This is a genomic window from Streptomyces sp. JLSY215 (assembly GCF_059682825.1).
Genome location: NZ_CM185022.1, coordinates 3,198,795 through 3,217,027 on the forward strand (window position 1 = coordinate 3,198,795; position 18,233 = coordinate 3,217,027).

Consider the following 18,233-nt stretch of genomic DNA (forward strand, 5'->3'; position numbering starts at 1 on the left):
CCGCGTATCCCCCCACACAACAGCCGCTTCCCCTTCAACCGAGCCAAGCCACCACCGACAGAGGAGAGACCATGACCATCACCCGACGTCGTGCCGGACTTGCCGCCACCGCGCTCGCCACCCTGGCCCTCACCGCCGCCTGCGGCAGCAGCAACAACCAGGGCGCCGGCACCCCCACCACCGATACCGTCCAGCCCGCGGGCCAGGGCACCACCGACTACGGCTACGGCTCCAGCGGCTCCGGCCAGGGCGACGACGGCTACGGCGGGCAGGCGGGCGGGGACGACGGCAAGGCGGCGAAGGAGTGGCCGAGCGCGGGCAAGCTCGCGCTGCGCGAGGCCGCCGAACTCGGCCCCGTCGTCACCGACTCCAAGGGCATGACCCTCTACCGCTTCGATAACGACACCGCGAAGCCGCCCAAGTCCAACTGCTCCGGCTCCTGCGCCACCACCTGGCCGCCGGTCCCCGCCGACGGCGCCGAGGCGCCCGCCGGGATCGACAAGAACGCGCTCGGCTCGGTCACCCGCGCCGACGGCACCAAGCAGCTCACCATCGGCGGCTGGCCCGCCTACCGCTACGCCAAGGACACCAAGGCCGGCGACACCAAGGGCCAGGGCGTCGGCGGCACCTGGAACGCGCTGGCCGCCGACGGCACGAAGGCCGCCGCCCAGCAGACCGGCGATGTCTCGGTCCTCAACCAGCCCGCGCTCGGGAAGATCCTCGTCAACGGCAAGGGCATGACCCTCTACCGCTTCAACAAGGACAGCGCCTGGCCGATGAAGTTCGGCTGCAACGACGCCTGCCTGGAGACCTGGAAGCCCGCCAAGCCCGCCGACCGCTCCAAGCTGAACGGCATCGCCCCCAAGCTGATCTCCACCGTCACCCGCCCCGACGGCACCCGCCAGCTGGCCGTCGACTGCTGGCCGGTCTACTGGTTCACCGGCGACAAGCAGCCCGGCGACATCAACGGCCAGGGCAAGATGGGCCTGTGGTTCGCGGTCTCCGAGAACGGCAAGAAGATCACGACGGCTCCGGCCGGCTGACCGCTTCCTCCCTGGGGAACGCGTCGTCCGGCGCCGGTACTTCGGCGTCCGCCCGCTCGTCCCGCGGCCCCAGCCAGGCGACCGCCAGCGCCACCGCCGTATTCACGGCGAGCCCGATGATCCCCGCATTCATCCCCCACAGCGGGTCGTGCCCGGTGAACACCAGCGCACACACCAGCGTGAAGCCCACCACCAGGCCGCTCACCGCGGCGTGCACCGTCAGCCGCCGCCACACCAGCCCCAGCAGCAGCATCGGCACGAGCTGCGCCATGCCCTCGTACGAAATCAGGGACAGCCGGACGAGGGTGTTGGGGGCGGTGTAGGTCAGCAGCAGCGCGAGCGTTCCGGCGGCCACCACGACCAGCTGGGACGACAGCTTCTGCCGGCCCGCCAGCCGCGGTAGCGCGCCCAGTACGCTCCTCCCCCACATCGTGCCGATGACCAGCATGAACACGGCCATCGGCACGATGGAGGAGAGCGCGGCGGCGGCCCCGATCAGCCCCACGGCCCAGGCCGGGAGGGAGTCCACGACCATCTTGAACAGCGCGAGGTTGGAGTCCGCGCCGGCCAGCCCCGGCACCACGAACAGCGCCGCGAGTCCGAGCAGCATCGGTACGAACAACAGCACGTTGTAGAAGGGGAGGTACATGGCGTTGCGGCGCAGCGCTTCGGCGTTGCGGGCGCCGAGGTAGCCGGCGACGGTCGTCGGGAAGATCACCACCGTGAGGGAGTTGATGACCGTGGTGGTGGTGAACCAGACCTGGCCGAGGCCGCCGGACTCGTGTCCGGGGAAGGTCAGCCACTGCGGCTTCTCGGCGACGAGGCGGTGCAGGAGCGGGCCGTAGCCGTCGAAGTAGTGCACCGGGACGTAGATCGCGAGGAAGCCCAGAGTCCCGATGACCAGGATGTCCTTCAGCACGGACACCCAGGCGCTGCCGCGCAGTCCGCTGACCACGACGAAGCCGGTACTGACCGCGAACGCCAGGAAATAGGCCCAGTTGAGGCTGATGGCACCGTAGGAGATGGTGGAGACGACCACGCCCATGCCGGTGATCTGGAGCTGGATGTACGGCAGCAGACAGACGGTGGCGAGAACGGCGACGGCGGCGCCGAGCCAGGGCCGCCGGTAGCGGTGGGCGACGATGTCGGTGATGCCCACCAGGCCGTGCCGGCGGGCGTAGGCCCACAGCATCGGGCCGACGACGTAGCCGAGCGCATAGCCGCAGGACATATAGGCCACGACATAGAGGACCGGGGCACCGAAGTTGTAGCCCCAGCCGGCCGCGCCGAGGTAGCTGAAGCTGGTGTAGCTCTCGCCGGCCATCAGCACCCAGATGAAGGCCGTGCCCAGGCTGCGGCCGCCGACGGACCACTCCGTGAGCCCCCCACCGGAGCCGCGGCCCCGCACCGCGAGCAGCCCCAGCGCCACGGTCAGCGCCATGAAACCGCCGAACACGGCGGTGGCGACGGTGGCGTTCATGACCGTCCCCGCTCACGGTCACCGCGCCGCGCCAGCCACACCGCGAGCGGAGTGGCGAGCGTCGCCAGCAGCATCCAGAAGAACAGGAACGGCAGCCCGGCCACGGTCGGCGTCACCCGGTTCACCAGCGGCAGCACCACGAGGAACAGCACGTAGGGCAGCAATAGCCATAGCAATGCCGGGCGTCTTTTCTGAATTCGCACGTCGCCCGACACTACGCTGCGCTTGGCTTTGGCCGTACGTTTTCGGCTGTCCCGCCATGGGGGTTTGTCGCCGTTGCGCCTGCGCGGCGGGCGTGGGTTTGTCGGGTGCGGTGCCACCCCTCCGGACTTCGTCCTGCGGGGTGGCCCCTCCCGTGGGTGGGTGGGAAAGGCCGGTGGGGGCGGGCCTTTCACGTCGGCTCACTGTGACGGGATCCACAGGCCGCACCTGACCGCCGACGCACACCCCCACCGTCTTCTCCCCTCCCCAACGGGGAGGGGCCGGGCCGCAGGACGGAGTCCGGAGGCCCGGTCCCGCAGCCGAACAGCCCCGCGCAGCGACCACAGCCCGCCGCAGGCGCAACGGCGAAGAACCCCCGCGGCGGGCAAGCCGAAAACGTCGGCCCAGGCAAAGCGCAGCGGAGCGGCGGGCAAGCCGAAAACGTCGGCCCAGGCAAAGCGCAGCGGAGCGGCGGGCAAGCCGAAAACGTCGGCCCAGGCAAAGCGCAGCGGAGCGGCGGGAAAGCCGAAAACGTGGGGCTTAGCCAAGCGCCTGCGTCACCGCATAAATGCACAGCCCCGCCAACGCACCGACCACCGTGCCGTTGATGCGAATGAACTGCAGGTCACGGCCGATGTGCGCCTCGATCTTCTTCGAGGTGTGCTCCGCGTCCCAGCCGGCGATGGTGTCGGTGATCAGGGAGGTGATCTCGCCCTGATACGTCGTCACCACATAGACGGCCGCGCCCTCCAGCCAGCCGTCCACCTTGCCCCGTAGGCGCTCGTCGGTGGCCATCCGGCGGCCCAGGGAGAGCAGGGAGGCGCGTACCCGCAGCCGCAGCTGGCTGCGTTCGTCCTCGGCGGCGGCCACGATCATGGCGCGTACCGAACCCCAGGCCGAGGCGATCAGGTCCTGCACCTCGCCGCGGCCCAGCACCTCGGACTTGAGGCGTTCCACCTTGGCGCGGGTCTCCGGGTCGGACTGCAGATCGGCCGCGAAGTCGGCCAGGAAGCGGTCGACGGCGCCGCGGGCGGGATGTCCGGGCATATCGCGCATCTCCGTGACGAAACGGAGCAGTTCCTTGTAGACGCGGTCGCCCACCTTGCGGTCGACGAAGCGGGGGGTCCAGCCGGGGGCGCCGCCGGAGACCGCCTCCATGACGGAGTCGCCGTGCTCGACCAGCCAGTCGTGGGCGCGGACGCACACCAGGTCCACCACCCGGGTGTGGCCGCCCTCCGCGACGATCTTCTCGAGCATGGTGCCGATGCCGGGCGCGATCTCCTGGGCGTCCGCCCGGCGGGTGATGGCCTCGCCGACGACGGCCTGGACGTCGGAGTCGCGCAGCACGGTCAGCGCGCCGCGCAGCGCGGTGGACAGCTCGGCGGTGACCCGGTCGGCGTTCTTGGGTTCGCCGAGCCAGCCGCCGAGCCGGCTGCCGATGCCGACGGAGCGCAGCCGGCGGCGGACGACGTCGCTGGAGAGAAAGTTCTCACCGACGAAATCACCCAGACTCTGACCCAGCTGATCCTTTTTGGTAGGAATGATGGCGGTGTGCGGGATCGGCAGGCCCATCGGACGCTTGAACAGCGCAGTGACCGCGAACCAGTCGGCCAGCGCACCGACCATGCCGGCCTCGGCCGCCGCGGCGACGAAGCCGGCCCAGCCACCCGCCCCGGAGGACTGAGCCCATTTCGCCAGGACGTAGACCAGCGCCACGGTCAGCAGCAGGCCGGTGGCCAGCGTCTTCATCCGCCGTACGCCGCGCCGCTTCTCCTCGTCGGCGGCGCTGCTGCCGAAGCCGCCCAGGGGTGCGACCCGGCCGGCCGGCGCCGCGCCCGTCATCGGGTCCGCCTGCACCGTATCCGCCTTTGAGTGTGCCATCCGCTCCACCGTTCCCACCGTGCCCCCGCCCCCATCCGTACGCCCGTCCGCCCGGACCGGGTGCCCGGTCCGGATCTCCGGCCTGTATGTCCAACTGTGACCTACTCCCGGAACGAACCACGAGTTCCCTGCGTCCACGTCATGAGGGGGCATCGACAGGGCGCCGGGCGGCGTCCGGGAGGTCCGTGGGATCATGAAGAAACGATCGGACCGCAACGGTGCCGCTGGTCACTCGCTGCCCTTTGCCCGCCCGGAGCGCCGCGCTCCGCCTTCCACAGGAGACACCCCCCGCATGAACAAAAGTGTGGGTTACGCCCTGCTCGCCGGTCTGGCGGCAGTGGTGGTGCTGGTCTCGACCGCCATATTCGTCGGCTTCGGCGGACGGGGCGGGCACGGCGGCCTGGGCGGCGACGGGCGCAAGCCGCGCGATCCGGCGGCCCCTGCGGTCTCGGGGCAGTGGGTCGGCAGCTGGTCGGCGGCGGCCGCGGCCGCGGAGCCCGGCACCCTGGACGGCTACGCCGGGATGTCCATACGCAACGTCGTGCACACCAGCGTCGGCGGCTCCGGCGCCCGCATCCAGCTCTCCAACCTCTACGGCACCCGGCCCCTGGTCGTCAGCCATGCCTCACTGGCGGTGGCCGGCGCCCCCAGCAACCCGACGGCCGCGGCCGGCACCATGCGGCGGCTGACGTTCGCCGGCAAGCCCGCCGTCACCATCCCGGCGGGCGGCGCGGTCACCAGCGACCCCGCACGGCTCACGGTCCCCGACAATGCGGACCTCCTGGTCACCACCTACTCCCCGTCCCCCTCGGGCCCGGCCACGTACCACCCCTACGCCCGCCAGACCTCCTACCTTGCGCGCGGCGACCGGGCCGAGGACGCCACCGGTGCCGCCTATACGGAGCAGAGCCCGTACTGGCGCTATCTGACCGGCGTGGACGTATGGAGCACCGAGGCCGAGGGGACGATCGTGGCCATCGGCGACTCGATCACCGACGGCATCACCTCAACGGCGGGCGCCAACCACCGCTGGACGGACTTCCTGGCCGAGCGGCTGCGCTACGAGCGCGGTGCGCCCCGCTACGGCATCATCAACCAGGGCATCAGCGGCAACCGCCTGCTGGTCAACGGCAGCCGCTTCTCCCCCAACAACGGACCCAGCGTGCTGTCCCGCCTGGACCGCGATGCGCTCTCGCGGACCGGCGTGAAGGCGGTCGTGGTCGAGATAGGGCTGAACGACCTGTTCAAGTCGCCGCGGCAGTGGGACCCGCAGAAGATCGTCGCGGGCATGCGGTCACTGGTGCGCGAGGCGCACGCCCGCGGTCTGCGGGTGACCGGCTCGACCCTGACGCCGTTCGGCGGGCACCGCGGCTACTCCACGCGGATGAACCAGGTACGCGAACAGGTCAACCGCATCATCCGGTCCGGTTCGGTCTACGACGAGGTCGTGGACTGGGACAAGACGCTGCGCGACCCGGCGTCGCCGGTGCGGCTGCGGCCCGTCTACGACTCCGGCGATCATCTGCACCCGAGCGACGAGGGATACCGGGCGATGGCCAATGCGCTGAACCTGGACCACCTCAAGCGGTCGGCGCCGGCCCAGCTCTGAGGCCGGGACCGTCAGCCCAGCTCCTTGCGCGGCTGCTTCTCCGGCGTCGCGCGCCGCTCGCCCTCCTCGAGCCGCTGCCGCTCGGCCTTGGTGACCTTGCGCTGGGTGTCCACAGCTCCCTGGAAGGCGAACCCGGTGACGTTCACCACCGGGGCGCCCGGGTCGCCGGTGCCGTCCTCCTTACGGTCGAAGCCGCCCATCAGGGCGAAGCCCTTGACGCGTACCTGGACGCCGGGCGGCACCACGACCTCGATGCCGCCCTGCACGGCTATGCAGCGGATGGTGATCTCCGGCGCCTCGAAGTCCGCCTCGCGCAGATCGATCTTGCCGCCGCCCTGGAAGGTGATCGCCGTGAACCGCCGCGGCACGGTCCACCGCCCCTTGCGCCGGAACCCGCTCCACATCGCGAACGCGCGCCGCGAGGTGACCGTGCCGCCGATCCGCTGCGCCCAGCCGGCCGGCACCTGCGCCGCGGCGGGCCGCGCGGTCGCCGAACCCTGCGGCGTCACCGGCAGATCGGCGGTCAGCGGCGCCAACTCCCCATACGTACGCGCCTTGTACGCGGCATCCAGCCGCTCCTCGAACTCCGGCATGTCGAGCCGCCCCTCGGCGAGGGCGTCCCGGAGGATCTCGGCGACCCGCTCGCGGTCGCTGTCGGCGGCGCGCAACTCGGGGAGTCTGTCTGTCATATGGACAGATTACGGCGTGTCCGCGGCCGTGACGGCGCGATCGGCGCGCCCGCCGCCGCCCGCGTACAGCTTCGCGATCACTTCCTCGATGTCCGGCTCCCGCACCGACAGATCCACCAGCGGACAGCGTGCGGCGATGGCCGCGACCAGCGGCGCCGCGCTCTGCGCCGCCGGGAACGCCAGCCACTGCCGCGGCCCGTCCACCTTGACCGTACGGGCCCCGGGCACGCCCTCGATCGGCGGCAGTTCCCGCTCCAGATCCACCACCAGCGTCCGCTCGCCGTCCCCGGCCGCCCGCAGCCCCGCCAGCCCGCCGTCGTACACCAGATGCCCGTGGTCGATGACCATCACCCGGCGGCACAGCTGCTCGATGTCGGTCAGGTCATGGGTGGTCAGCAGCACGGTGGTGCCCCGCTCGGCGTTGATCTCGCGCAGGAACTGCCGGACCTTCGCCTTGCTGATGACGTCGAGGCCGATGGTCGGCTCGTCCAGATAGAGCACCTCGGGGTCGTGCAGCAGCGCCGCCGCGATGTCGCCGCGCATCCGCTGGCCGAGCGACAGCTGGCGTACCGGGACGTCCAGCAGGGGGCCCAGGTCGAGAAGTTCGACGCAGCGGGCGAAGTTGGCGCGGTAGACCGGCCCGGGGACCCGGTACATGCGGCGGACCAGTTCGTAGGAGTCCTTCAGCGGCAGGTCCCACCACAAGGTGGTGCGCTGGCCGAAGACCACCCCGATCCGGCGGGCCAGCCGGGTCCGTTCGCGCGCGGGGTCGATGCCGGCGACCCGCAGCCGGCCGCCGCTGGGGGTCAGAATGCCCGTCAGCATCTTGATGGTGGTGGACTTGCCGGCGCCGTTCGGCCCGATGTAGCCCACCATTTCGCCGCGCGGCACCTGGAAGGTGATGCCGTCCACGGCCCGTACCTCGTGCCGTACCCTCCGCAGCCGGCCCGCCCTGCGCCGTACCGAGAAGACCTTCTCGACGCCGTCCACCTCGATGAGCGGCTCCGTCGCCCCGTCCTCCATCACGCCTCCTCAGCTCCCCGTACTCCGGTACGCACGCAGCCCGCAGCGCCACGCCAGCCCCGCGCCCGCGGCCATCAGCGCGGCCACCGCGGGCCCCAGGAAATCCACCCAGCCCGGCAGCCCCAGCGGGTCGGGACGGCCCAGCAGGCGCAGCGCGGGCAGCCAGTTCACAAAGGCCAGCGGGACGATGAAGGTGACCCCGCGCACCAGGTCCTTGGCGAAGACGGTGGGCGGGTACTGGAGCATCGTGCTGCCGCCGTAGGTGAAGGAGTTCTGCACCTCGGCCGCGTCCTGCGCCCAGAACTGGAAGGCCGCGCCGGCCGTGAACACCGCCGCGAAGATGACCGCACCGCACACCGCCATCACCGGCACCAGCAGCACCCGGCCCGCCGTCCAGTCCACCTCCAGCCGACTCAGAGACCAGCCCAGCACCAGCAGTGACTGCGCGATCCGGCCCAGCCGGCGCAGCGCGAAACGGTCGGCGGCGACCTGCGCGAAGACCGGCACGGGACGCAGCAGCAGGATGTCCATGGTGCCGTCGCGCACCCGCGCCCCGAGCCGGTCCATGCTGCCGAGCGCCATGTCCGCCAGGCCCAGCGAGAGACAGGAGGTGCCGTAGAGGAAGGCGACTTCGGGCAGCGAGAAGCCGCCCAGGGCGTCGATCTGGGCGAACATCAGCATGATGGCGAGGAAGTCGAGGCCGCTGGCGGCGAAGTTGCCGACGGCCATCAGCACGAACGAGGTGCGGTAGGCGAGGGTGGAGCGGATCCACATCCCGACGATCAGGGCGTACGCGCGCAGGCCGTACGCCCATGCCGCCGCCCGTCCGGTGCGTTCCCCGACGGCCCCGCTAGCCACCCTGCACCACCACCTTGCGCGTGGCGGCCCGCTGCACCAGCCGCCCCAGCGCCAGCAGCGCCACGCCCCACGCCGCCTGGAACACCAGCCCCTGCAGCAGCGATCCGCCGGTCCGCGCGCCGATCAGCACATCGACCGGCACCTGGAGGATCGCCGCCCACGGCAGCAGCTGCGCCACCTCGGCGAAGGCACCGGGAAAGGCCCGCAGCGGCAGCACCATCCCCGAGAAGAACATGCACGCCAGACCGCTGATCAGGGCCAGGCCCGCGCCGTCGAGCAGCCAGAAGGACGCCAGGGAGACGAGATAGCGCAGCGCGAAGCTGACCAGCAGCCCGAGCAGCACCGAGAGCAGGAACGTCAGCCAGGTCAGCGCCTCGTGGGGCAGCGCCAGCGGAAAGAAGACGGCGCCCACCGCCATCGGCACCACCCCGCGCCCGATCAGCTGGAACGCGGCCCGTCCCAGATCCGCGGACAGCCACCACAGCTGGAGGTCGGCGGGGCGGTAGAGGTCGACCGCGATGTCGCCGCTGCGGATCCGGGCCTGGAGCTCGTCCAGTCCGCCGCCCAGCAGCAGCGCCGACGCCGCCAGCAGGGCCTGCGCGGTCCAGACGAACGTCAGCGCCTGCGCCTGGTCGTAGCCGCCCAGATGCGGGCGCTCGGTCCACAGGGCGAGGTAGGTGTAGGCGACGATGAAACCGAAGACGGTGTTGGTGAAGACGCCCGCCACCGTCGCGACCCGATAGGTGGCGTACCGGCGGAAGCCGCCGGCCGCCACGGCCGTGTACCACACCTCCGCGCGCCCCCTGGGGTTGTCCCTCGTACACCCTCGTGCCGTGCCTCTTGTCAGCGCGCGGCAAAGCATCGGAGCCTAGTTGGGCAGACGCGGACCGCACCAACGCTTTATCACCGGTTCGGGTGAGTCCGGGACGCCATCCGGCCGGTCACGGAGCGGTCAACGGTGCGCGCCACCCCACGCGACCGGGACACATGATGCGACAGTTCTCCAACAGGGCTTTCAGTTCCTTATCGGGCGAGCGCACCTTTCTGGGCATCGCGCGCGATTCCCCGACGTCATACCGATCCGCCGCAGCACAACCTTCGGCGGCCGCCGAGGAGTCCATACAGACATGAGTGACGATCCGGAGGACAGGACGCCCGCCCGGGACTCCACCTCACGCCCCCGGCGCACCGGCTGGCGCCGCGCCGTCCCCACCTGGCGGATGGCGCTGGGCTCCGTGCTGCTGTTCCTGCTGGTGATCGTGGGCGGCCTCGTCGCCGGATATCTCCTCGTGGACATCCCCCCGGCCAACAGCGCCGCCCAGGCCCAGAGCAGCGTCTATCTCTACTCCGACGGCACGTTCCTGGCCCGCGACGGCGACATCAACCGCGAGAACGTCAGGCTCAGCCAGATCCCCAGATCCACCCAGCAGGCCGTACTGGCCGCCGAGGACCGCGACTTCTACTCCGAGTCCGCCGTCGACCCCGCCGCCATGGTCCGCGCCGCCTGGAACACCGTCACCGGCAAGGGCAAGCAGTCCGGTTCGACCATCACCCAGCAGTACGTCAAGAACTACTACCTCGGCCAGGAACAGACCCTCACCCGCAAGGCCAAGGAATTCTTCATCGCCATCAAGCTCGACCGTGAGGAGACCAAGGCCGAAATCCTGGAGGGCTACCTCAACTCCAGCTACTACGGCCGCAACGCCTACGGCATCCAGGCCGCCGCCCAGGCCTACTACGGCAAGAACTCCGAACGGCTCACCACCGCCGAGGGCGCCTATCTCGCCACCCTCCTCAACGCCCCCAGCGCCTACGACATCACCGCCCACCCCGAGAACAGGCAACGGGCCCTGGCACGCTGGAACTACGTCCTGGACGGCATGGTCAAGAAGAAGTGGCTGAGCCGCGCCGAGCGCGACGCCATGAAATTCCCCGAACCGGGCCCCGTCAAGGCCTCCGCCGGCCTCTCCGGCCAGCGCGGCTATCTCGTCGAAGCGGTCAAGGACTACCTGATCGGAAACAAAATCCTCGACGAGGCCACCCTGCGGGCCGGCGGCTACCGCATCACCACCACCCTCTCCAAGAAACGCCAGAACGCCTTCGTCGACGCCGTCGACAACCGCCTGATGGACAATCTCGACCGCTCCCGCAAGGTCGACACCTACGTCCGGGCCGGCGGCGCCTCCATCGACCCCGCCACCGGCCGGGTCGTCGCCATGTACGGCGGCATCGACTACGCCAAGCAGTACGTCAACAGCGCCACCCGCCGCGACTACCAGGTCGGCTCCACCTTCAAGCCGATCGTCTTCGCCTCCGCCGTACAGAACCGCTCCACCACCCAGGACGGCGTCCCCATCACCCCCGACACCCTCTACGACGGCACCAACAAACGCATGACCCTCAGCAACGGCTCCCCCACCGGCTTCGCCCCGGCCAACGAGGACGACCGCTCCTACGGCCCGATCACCGTCACCGAAGCCACCGACAAGTCCGTCAACGCCGTCTACGCCCAGATGGGCATCGACGTCGGCCCCGCCAAGGTCAGGAAGACCGCCGAGGCCCTGGGCATCCCCGCCGACACCCCCAGCCTCGCCTCGTCCCAGGGCGCCATCTCGCTGGGCACCGCCACCCCCAGCGCCCTGGAGATGGCGCAGGTCTACGCGGGCTTCGCCCACCACGGCACGCAGCGCCCGTACACCCTCGTCGACAAGGTCGCCAAGAGCGGCGAGGAGCTCCCGCTGCCCGCACGCCCCGAGCGCCAGGCCATCGACCGCGGCGCCGCCGACACCACCACCTCGATCCTGCAGAGCGTCGTCGACGGCGGCACCGGCACCGCCGCGCAGGCCGCCGGCCGCCCAGCGGCCGGCAAGACCGGCACCGCGGAGAAGGACAAGGCCGCCTGGTTCGCCGGCTACACCCCCGAACTCGCCACCGTGGTCTCCGTGTTGGGCCAGAACCCGGAGAGCGCCGTCCAGGAGCCGCTCTACGGCGCGGCGGGCCTGCCCCGCATCAACGGCGGCGGCTTCCCCGCAGAGATCTGGGCCGACTACACCGCCGCCGCCCTCGAAGGGCAGCCCATCAGCGAGTTCGACCTCCAGCTGGAAGAGGGCGCCGGTTCCCCGCCCCCCGCGCCGACGACCACGCCCCCCGCACCGCCCGGCGAATCCGCCCCGCCCACCAGCAGCGAACCGACCGCGCCCGGCACCTCCTCCGGCCTCCCGACCACCGGCGTCCCCACCGCGCCGACCGTCGAACCGCCCACCCCCACCTTCCCGACCGAGCCGCCCACCACCGAGCCCACGGAGGACTGGCCGACCGTGGGCCCGGAGGGCGGGGAGGGCGCGGAGGCGTACACGGGGCGGCGGGCCCTGTGGGAAGGCCTCGCGGCCGGGCCATGACCGCCGGGCCGCGGCCCGCTCAGTGACCCGACGTCGCCTTGAGCCCCACCACCGCCACCAGCAGCAGAGCGATGAAGAAGATCCGGGCCGCGGTCATCGGCTCCCCGAGCACCAGCATCCCCACCACCGCCGCACCGGCCGCACCGATACCGACCCAGACGCCGTACGCCGTACCGATCGGCAGCGTCCGGGCCGCGTACGAGAGCAGCAGCATGCTGACGACGATGCCCGCGCCGGTGAACACACTCGGCCACAGCCGGGTGAAACCCTCGGTGAACTTCATCCCGATCGACCAGCCGACCTCCAGCAGACCGGCGACGACAAGCAGGACCCATGCCATGACGGCACCTCCGTGAACACGCTGCAACAGCTTCAACAGGGGTGCGTCGTCTTGTCGTGACCCGGTACGGCGCGTCTCGTCGGGTGCTTACGAGGCTAGCAAGCGACAGACGGAACGGGCGGTGACCTCGGTCACCGCCCGCCAGGGACTACAGGAGAAGGCCACGGGCACCGGCCCGTCAGCCACGGGCACCGGCCGCTCGCTTACGGCTACGGCCCGATCGCCTACAGGTACAGGCCCGTCGAATCGTCCGCGCCCTCCAGCCGCTCCGCGGCCACCGCATGCAGATCGCGCTCCCGCATCAGCACGTACGCCACGCCGCGCACCTCGACCTCGGCGCGGTCCTCCGGGTCGTACAGCACCCGGTCCCCCACCTCGACGGTCCGCACGTTCTGCCCGACCGCGACCACCTCGGCCCAGGCCAGGCGGCGGCCGACCGCCGCGGTCGCCGGAATGACGATGCCCCCGGTCGAGCGCCGCTCGCCCTCGGGGATGTCCGTCCGGACCAGCACACGGTCGTGCAGCATCCGGATCGGCAGCTTGTCGTGGGTGTCCTTGGTGTTATTCGGGCTCACGGCATGACCGTACATGCCCCGCGCGGCACCCCGCGTCGTGGTGGGCCAGGGCGGGGGCCGAGATCGGTTGCGGTCAGTGAAAACACATCAGCCGCGGCGCCGCCTGGCGCCCAGCGCCAGCAGACCCACCACCGCGACGCCGATCAGGGCCACCGGAACGATCCGCTCCAGCCGCGGCGCCCCGTCCTCCGACACCAGCTGGGCCCGCACATCCGACACCGCGCGGTGCGCGGCCACATACGCCCGCCCCGCCGTACGGTCCACCGCCGCCGCGGTCGCCGCCTTGGCATCGCCGATGATCGTCTTCGGGTGCAGCCGCACACCGATCTCATCGAGCGTCACGGCGAGCTCCTGCCGCCTGCGGACGATGTCCGCCTCGATCTGCGCCGGGGTCCTGGCCTCCGCCACCGCGCTGCCTCCGTCGTCTCGCGCCATCCGTGATGGACAGTCTGTCAGCTCACACCCGTACCCGCCCCACAGCACCCCCGTTTCGCGCAGCCGAGGCGCCCCCGCACCCATCGCCCGGCCCAGCTGGCTAATGTCGGGGGCATCCGAACCAGCCCGAGGAGAACCATGAGCGAGCGACTGCAGCCCGGCGACACCGCCCCCGCCTTCACCCTGCCCGACGCCGACGGCAAGCAGGTCTCGCTCGCCGACCGCAAGGGCCGCAAAGTCATCGTCTACTTTTACCCCGCAGCCCTGACCCCCGGCTGCACCAAGCAGGCCTGCGACTTCACCGACAACCTCGACTTCCTCGCCGGCCACGGCTACGACGTCATCGGCATCTCCCCCGACAAGCCGGAGAAGCTCGCCAAGTTCCGCGAGAAGGAAGACCTCAAGGTCACGCTGCTCGGCGACCCCGACAAGAAGGTCCTGGAGGCCTACGGCGCCTTCGGCGAGAAGAAGCTCTACGGCAAGGTCGTCACGGGCGTCATCCGCTCCACCGTCATCCTCGACGAGGACGGCAAGGTCGAGCGGGCCCTCTACAACGTCAAGGCCACCGGCCACGTCGCCAAGATCATCAAGGACCTGGGGCTGTAACCTCCCCGGCTCCACCCGCCGGCCCGGTCCGGGCACCCCGCCCGGCACCGCCGACACCCCGCATCACGGTCGCCCGGGGCAGGAGCCGTCGCCGGTTGCCGCATGCGGAACACCGACACCGGGCACCGCCGCCGTACGGTCCGGCAACTCCAGCACCGCTTCGGCGCCGCCCTCCGCGGCGGCGCCGAAGTCCAGCCGCGCCCCCAGCACATCCGCCTGCCCCGCCGCGATCGTCAGCCCCAGACCGTGCCCCGTGCCCCGCTCCGGCGCCGCCGTACGGAACCGCCGCGGCCCCTCCGCGCACAACTCCGCCGGATACCCGGGACCGTGATCCCGCACCACGATCCGCGTGCCCTCCACCACCACCTCGATCGGCGGCTTCCCGTGCTTCGCCGCGTTCGCCAGCAGATTCACCAGCACCCGCTCCACCCGACGCCGGTCCGTCTCCACGATCCGCGGTTCGCCCTCGACGGCCACCGACACCTCGTCGACACCCCACTGCCGCTGCGCCCGCCGGACGATCCCGCGCACCAGTGACGGCAACTCACAGGCGTCCAGATCCGCCCGCTCCACCCCCGAGTCCAGCCGCGACACCTCCAGCAGGTCCTCGACCAGCCGCCGCATCGCCTGCGCCCGGTCCTGCACCAACTCCACCGCCCGCGGCTGCGGCAGCAACCCCGCCGCCGCCACCAGCCCGGCCACCGGAGTGCGCAGCTCATGCGCCACATCCGCGGTGAACTCCCGCTCCGCCTCCACCCGCGCCGCCAACGACATCGCCATGTGATGAACGCTGCGGCCCAGTTCCGCCACCTCGTCCCGGCCCTTGCTGGCCAGCGCATCCGCATCCGGCGGCGCACCCGCCGCGATCCGCCGCGCCGCCGCCGCGCTCAGCCGCAGCCGCCGCGACAGCCGCTGCGCCACGAACCACGACACCACCGCCATCAGCGTGACCGTGCCGCACCCCGCGATCAGCAGCGCCCGGTCCAGCGCCAGCAGCACCGGATCGTCGTCCGGAAACACCGCCGACACCGACAACGACCGCGCCGGACGGTTCCCGCCGCCGTCACCGACGCCGGTCGCCGCCCACACCCGCGGATCCTCACCGCCGCTGACATACGTCCCCGACCGGTTCTTGAACACCGCCTCGCGCAGCGGCAACGGCACGTTCGCATCGTCCAGCCGCGCGCCGAGCGCCAGCGTCCCGTCCCGCTCGTAGAGCTGCAGCGCCGAACTGAGCCGGGCGTCCTGAAAGGCCCGCGCGGACCGTTCCCGCTCCGCCTCCGCTATGTGGTGCACGGCGAACCCGAGCACCACCACAGCCAGCGCCGTCACACAGGAAATGGCCAGAGCGATCCGGCCTCGAATGCCCATCACGCGAGGTCGTACTTCTCCGTCATGTCGCCGAACGGCGTCGAGCCCTCGTACGTCACCTCGAGCTCCGTGAAGGCCCGCGCCCCGTGGATGGTCTTGACGCCGTAGAGCCGGAAGGTCGCCGGGAACCCGGAATCCGTCGCTACCCTCGCGGCCTTCTCCCCCACCTGCACCACACCGGTGCCCTCCGCCTCACCGGGGCCGTACCGGTCCCAGGTGATCGCGGTCGCCACCATCCCCGCATCCGCGCAGGCCAGCGTGATGACCGGCGGCTTGACCGCCGGAGACCCGATCCCGCAGTCCCGCACCCCCGGCAGACCGCCGGACTCCTGGACGTCCTCCTTGACGTCCTGCACCGCCGCGGTCTTCGGCGCCGTGTCCACCGCCGACGCGTGGCCGGCGGACCGGCTGCACCACACCCCGGCGGCCGCCAGCGCCGTCACCAGGACGAACGCCGGCACAGCGGTACGCCCACGAGCCCAGAGGGACCCTGCGCGCTCGGTCATCACGTTCTCCTCCCGGGGCTCGCGCCCCGTACCCCCACCAGCAAACACGCGGCGCGCCGGAAGCCCGACCCGATCCGACCCCACAGATAAGCGCCTCACGCTACGGAAGAGCGGTTTCCGGACCGCCACGTTCCCCTCACCCCCGCACAACCTGATGACTCGAACGCTCCAACGACCCCACCGACCGTGCACCCGGCCCACCCGACCCGTCCGACGCTCCTGACCCACCTGACCCATCTGACCCGCATCGCGAATCCCACTGATTTCGGCCAGAGTGGTTTGGACCCGCGCTCCACTGCGCAGGCGCACCTGTCGTATCTGTCGTCATTCCCCACCGCGCATCACGCGCCGACCGACCGAGAGGACCGCCTCGTGGCCAACGGGAGCACCGCAGCGGAACAACCATTCGAGGACAAAGAGGCGCTCCGCCGGCACCGCGTCCTCTTCCGCGCCATCGCCCGGCGCAAGAACCCCAAGCTGCGGCGCACCGATATCACCATCACCGACGAAAAGGTGGTCAAGCGCGCCGTGAAGGCGGCCGCGCTCGGTAACGCCATGGAATGGTTCGACTTCGGGATCTACAGCTATCTCGCGGTCACCATCGGCAAGGTCTTCTTCCCCGGCGGCAGCGACACGACGAGCCTGCTGTCCTCCTTCGCGACCTTCGCCGTGGCCTTTCTCGTACGACCCCTCGGCGGCGCCTACTTCGGCCCGCTCGGCGACCGCATCGGCCGCAAGAAGGTCCTGGCCCTCACCATGATCATGATGGCGCTGGGCACCCTCTGCATCGGCCTCATCCCCTCCTACGCCACCATCGGCTTCTGGTCCCCGGCCCTGCTCATCCTCTTCCGCCTCGTCCAGGGCTTCTCCACCGGCGGCGAATACGGCGGCGCCTCCACCTTCATCGCCGAATACGCCCCCGACAAAAAGCGCGGCTATTTCGGCAGCTTCCTGGAAATGGGCACCCTCATCGGCTACACGGGAGCGGCCGGCATCGTTCTGCTCCTGAACACCGTCCTGGGCTCCGACGCCATGTCCTCCTGGGGCTGGCGCCTGCCGTTCCTGATCGCCGGCCCGCTGGGCCTGGTCGGCCTCTACCTCCGGGTCAAGCTCGACGAGACCCCGGCCTTCCAGAAGCTGGAGGCCTCCCAGACCCACTCCGCAACGGGCTCCGTCGTCGAGGCGGAATCGGAATTCTCCCACCTCTCCGAAAACGCCCCGAAGAAAAAGCTGAGCGAAATCTTCGCCGAGCAGTGGCCCACGCTCATCCTCTGTATCGCCCTGGTCGGTGCCTACAACATCACCGACTACATGCTGCTCTCCTACATGCCGACGTATTTGACCGAAACCCTCAAATACAAGGAATCGCACGGCCTGCTGATCCTCCTCGGCACGATGATCGTGCTGATGTGCATCCTCAGCACCATCGGCAAACTCAACGACCGCTACGGCCGCAAGCCCCTCCTCATGACCGGCATGCTCGGCTTCTTCATCACCGCCATCCCCGCGTTCCTCCTGGTCAAACAGGGCAGCGTCCCCTCGGTCATCGGCGGCATGGCCCTCCTCGGCCTCTCCCTCGTCTGCCTCCTGGGCACCATGTCCGCCGCCCTCCCGGCCCTCTTCCCCACCAACGTCCGCTACGGCTCCCTCTCCATCGGCTACAACCTCGCCGTATCCCTCTTCGGCGGCACCACCCCCCTGGTGATCACCGCGCTGATGGACGCCTTCGACAAGAACGTCATGGTCCCCGCCTACTACACGATGGGCGCCGCCCTGGTGGGCGTCATCGCCGTGGCCTGCATGAAGGAAACGGCCCAGCAGCCCCTGGAGGGCTCGCCGCCTTCGGTGGCCACCAAGGAAGAGGCCGTCGAAATGATCGAGGCCCAGTCGGCGGAACCGCGGTTCTGAGAGACGGCTGGGGCTGAGGGGGCCCTGGGGTTTTCCGCCCCGGGGCCCCGTCCCCTTTCCCAGTTTCTGGCGTAACCGGCGTAACCGGCTCGATGTTCGATCGTTGATGTGTTCGGGAGCCCGCGGGGGTGGGCTCGGTTCACGGAACGGGGGAATCATGCCGGTCAAATACACCCGCGCGCAGCTCACGGAGGCCGCGCGCGCATCATCGTCGTACGACGAAGCGGTGCGGTGGCTCGGCGGGGCGGCGACGCCGGGGCGGCGGCGGTATGTACGCGCCAGGATGGCCGCGGAAGGAATCGACACCTCT

General features: G+C 70.7%; 17 protein-coding genes and 1 riboswitch. Of the genes, 5 read left to right on the forward strand and 12 right to left on the reverse strand.

Features of this window, described 5'->3' with window-relative positions; genetic code table 11:
* Positions 1-71: 71 nt before the first annotated feature.
* Positions 72-1,043, forward strand: coding sequence for an SCO0930 family lipoprotein (locus tag AC5677_RS14240; protein WP_497195417.1), 972 nt, complete (start codon positions 72-74; stop codon positions 1,041-1,043).
* On the opposite strand, the gene AC5677_RS14245 is transcribed toward AC5677_RS14240, so the two are convergent.
* From AC5677_RS14245 to AC5677_RS14255, 3 genes are all read right to left on the reverse strand, one after another.
* Positions 1,021-2,523 carry a sodium:solute symporter family protein gene (locus AC5677_RS14245; RefSeq protein ID WP_497195418.1) on the reverse strand — a complete coding sequence of 501 codons (1,503 nt, stop codon included), beginning with the start codon at positions 2,521-2,523 and terminating at the stop codon, positions 1,021-1,023. The two genes, AC5677_RS14240 and AC5677_RS14245, sit on opposite strands and share 23 nt — an antisense overlap.
* Positions 2,520-2,720 carry a DUF3311 domain-containing protein gene (locus AC5677_RS14250; RefSeq protein ID WP_497196614.1) on the reverse strand — a complete coding sequence of 67 codons (201 nt, stop codon included), beginning with the start codon at positions 2,718-2,720 and terminating at the stop codon, positions 2,520-2,522. The genes AC5677_RS14245 and AC5677_RS14250 overlap by 4 nt, the downstream gene beginning before the upstream one ends.
* A 544-nt stretch (positions 2,721-3,264) precedes the next feature.
* Positions 3,265-4,566, reverse strand: coding sequence for a DUF445 domain-containing protein (locus tag AC5677_RS14255; RefSeq protein ID WP_497196615.1), 1,302 nt, complete (start codon positions 4,564-4,566; stop codon positions 3,265-3,267).
* Between the two features lie 331 nt (positions 4,567-4,897).
* Between AC5677_RS14255 and AC5677_RS14260 the strand changes: the two genes are divergently transcribed.
* Entirely contained in the window at positions 4,898-6,214 is a 1,317-nt protein-coding gene (locus AC5677_RS14260; protein WP_497195419.1) for an SGNH/GDSL hydrolase family protein, read from the forward strand.
* 11 nt (positions 6,215-6,225) lie between these two features.
* Here AC5677_RS14260 and AC5677_RS14265 read toward each other — a convergent pair whose 3' ends face one another.
* The 4 genes from AC5677_RS14265 to AC5677_RS14280 form a co-directional block, all read right to left on the reverse strand.
* Complete coding sequence (locus AC5677_RS14265; RefSeq protein ID WP_497195420.1) at positions 6,226-6,903, reverse strand: DUF1707 SHOCT-like domain-containing protein; 678 nt, start codon at positions 6,901-6,903, stop codon at positions 6,226-6,228.
* A 9-nt stretch (positions 6,904-6,912) separates the two neighbouring features.
* Entirely contained in the window at positions 6,913-7,926 is a 1,014-nt protein-coding gene (locus AC5677_RS14270; protein ID WP_497195421.1) for an ABC transporter ATP-binding protein, read from the reverse strand.
* Positions 7,927-7,935: 9 nt separating this feature from the next.
* Positions 7,936-8,700, reverse strand: a complete 765-nt coding sequence (locus AC5677_RS14275) for an ABC transporter permease (RefSeq protein ID WP_497196616.1) — start codon at positions 8,698-8,700, stop codon at positions 7,936-7,938.
* Between the two features lie 76 nt (positions 8,701-8,776).
* Entirely contained in the window at positions 8,777-9,574 is a 798-nt protein-coding gene (locus AC5677_RS14280) for an ABC transporter permease (RefSeq protein ID WP_497195422.1), read from the reverse strand.
* 337 nt (positions 9,575-9,911) lie between these two features.
* Between AC5677_RS14280 and AC5677_RS14285 the strand changes: the two genes are divergently transcribed.
* Positions 9,912-12,182, forward strand: coding sequence for a transglycosylase domain-containing protein (locus tag AC5677_RS14285; RefSeq protein ID WP_497195423.1), 2,271 nt, complete (start codon positions 9,912-9,914; stop codon positions 12,180-12,182).
* 19 nt (positions 12,183-12,201) lie between these two features.
* Here AC5677_RS14285 and AC5677_RS14290 read toward each other — a convergent pair whose 3' ends face one another.
* From AC5677_RS14290 to AC5677_RS14300, 3 genes are all read right to left on the reverse strand, one after another.
* Positions 12,202-12,522 (reverse strand): DMT family transporter, encoded by a 321-nt coding sequence (locus AC5677_RS14290; protein WP_497195424.1) that lies wholly within the window; start codon positions 12,520-12,522, stop codon positions 12,202-12,204.
* 40 nt (positions 12,523-12,562) lie between these two features.
* Positions 12,563-12,627: riboswitch (guanidine-III (ykkC-III) riboswitch) on the reverse strand.
* Between the two features lie 119 nt (positions 12,628-12,746).
* Complete coding sequence (locus tag AC5677_RS14295) at positions 12,747-13,049, reverse strand: GroES family chaperonin (protein ID WP_362703681.1); 303 nt, start codon at positions 13,047-13,049, stop codon at positions 12,747-12,749.
* A gap of 135 nt (positions 13,050-13,184) precedes the next feature.
* On the reverse strand, positions 13,185-13,505 hold the full coding sequence (locus tag AC5677_RS14300; RefSeq protein ID WP_497196617.1) for a DUF3618 domain-containing protein: 321 nt from the start codon (positions 13,503-13,505) through the stop codon (positions 13,185-13,187).
* Positions 13,506-13,670: 165 nt separating this feature from the next.
* On the opposite strand from AC5677_RS14300, the gene bcp reads away from it, so the two are divergent.
* A complete protein-coding gene (gene bcp, locus AC5677_RS14305) occupies positions 13,671-14,138 on the forward strand; it encodes a thioredoxin-dependent thiol peroxidase (RefSeq protein WP_497195425.1) in 468 nt (155 codons plus the stop codon).
* A 63-nt stretch (positions 14,139-14,201) separates the two neighbouring features.
* Here bcp and AC5677_RS14310 read toward each other — a convergent pair whose 3' ends face one another.
* Positions 14,202-15,509, reverse strand: coding sequence for a sensor histidine kinase (locus tag AC5677_RS14310; RefSeq protein ID WP_497196618.1), 1,308 nt, complete (start codon positions 15,507-15,509; stop codon positions 14,202-14,204).
* The gene (locus AC5677_RS14315) at positions 15,509-16,015 is read right to left on the reverse strand and encodes a hypothetical protein (RefSeq protein ID WP_497195426.1); all 507 of its coding nucleotides are present in this window, start codon (positions 16,013-16,015) and stop codon (positions 15,509-15,511) included. Before AC5677_RS14315 ends, AC5677_RS14310 begins: the two co-directional genes overlap by 1 nt.
* Positions 16,016-16,387: 372 nt before the next feature.
* Between AC5677_RS14315 and AC5677_RS14320 the strand changes: the two genes are divergently transcribed.
* A complete protein-coding gene (locus AC5677_RS14320) occupies positions 16,388-17,923 on the forward strand; it encodes an MFS transporter (RefSeq protein WP_497195427.1) in 1,536 nt (511 codons plus the stop codon).
* Positions 17,924-18,233: the final 310 nt, after the last annotated feature.

What these genes read in the sequence shown, in the direction of transcription:
- AC5677_RS14265 (WP_497195420.1), bottom strand. Translation starts at nt 6,903, where the DNA reads ATGACAGACAGACTCCCCGAGTTGCGCGCCGCCGACAGCGACCGCGAG.
- AC5677_RS14285 (WP_497195423.1), top strand. Translation starts at nt 9,912, where the DNA reads ATGAGTGACGATCCGGAGGACAGGACGCCCGCCCGGGACTCCACCTCA.
- bcp (WP_497195425.1), top strand. Translation starts at nt 13,671, where the DNA reads ATGAGCGAGCGACTGCAGCCCGGCGACACCGCCCCCGCCTTCACCCTG.
- AC5677_RS14275 (WP_497196616.1), bottom strand. Translation starts at nt 8,700, where the DNA reads ATGTGGATCCGCTCCACCCTCGCCTACCGCACCTCGTTCGTGCTGATG.
- AC5677_RS14255 (WP_497196615.1), bottom strand. Translation starts at nt 4,566, where the DNA reads ATGACGGGCGCGGCGCCGGCCGGCCGGGTCGCACCCCTGGGCGGCTTC.
- AC5677_RS14245 (WP_497195418.1), bottom strand. Translation starts at nt 2,523, where the DNA reads ATGAACGCCACCGTCGCCACCGCCGTGTTCGGCGGTTTCATGGCGCTG.
- AC5677_RS14270 (WP_497195421.1), bottom strand. Translation starts at nt 7,926, where the DNA reads ATGGAGGACGGGGCGACGGAGCCGCTCATCGAGGTGGACGGCGTCGAG.
- AC5677_RS14310 (WP_497196618.1), bottom strand. Translation starts at nt 15,509, where the DNA reads ATGGGCATTCGAGGCCGGATCGCTCTGGCCATTTCCTGTGTGACGGCG.
- AC5677_RS14315 (WP_497195426.1), bottom strand. Translation starts at nt 16,015, where the DNA reads ATGACCGAGCGCGCAGGGTCCCTCTGGGCTCGTGGGCGTACCGCTGTG.
- AC5677_RS14290 (WP_497195424.1), bottom strand. Translation starts at nt 12,522, where the DNA reads ATGGCATGGGTCCTGCTTGTCGTCGCCGGTCTGCTGGAGGTCGGCTGG.
- AC5677_RS14240 (WP_497195417.1), top strand. Translation starts at nt 72, where the DNA reads ATGACCATCACCCGACGTCGTGCCGGACTTGCCGCCACCGCGCTCGCC.
- AC5677_RS14260 (WP_497195419.1), top strand. Translation starts at nt 4,898, where the DNA reads ATGAACAAAAGTGTGGGTTACGCCCTGCTCGCCGGTCTGGCGGCAGTG.
- AC5677_RS14295 (WP_362703681.1), bottom strand. Translation starts at nt 13,049, where the DNA reads ATGCTGCACGACCGTGTGCTGGTCCGGACGGACATCCCCGAGGGCGAG.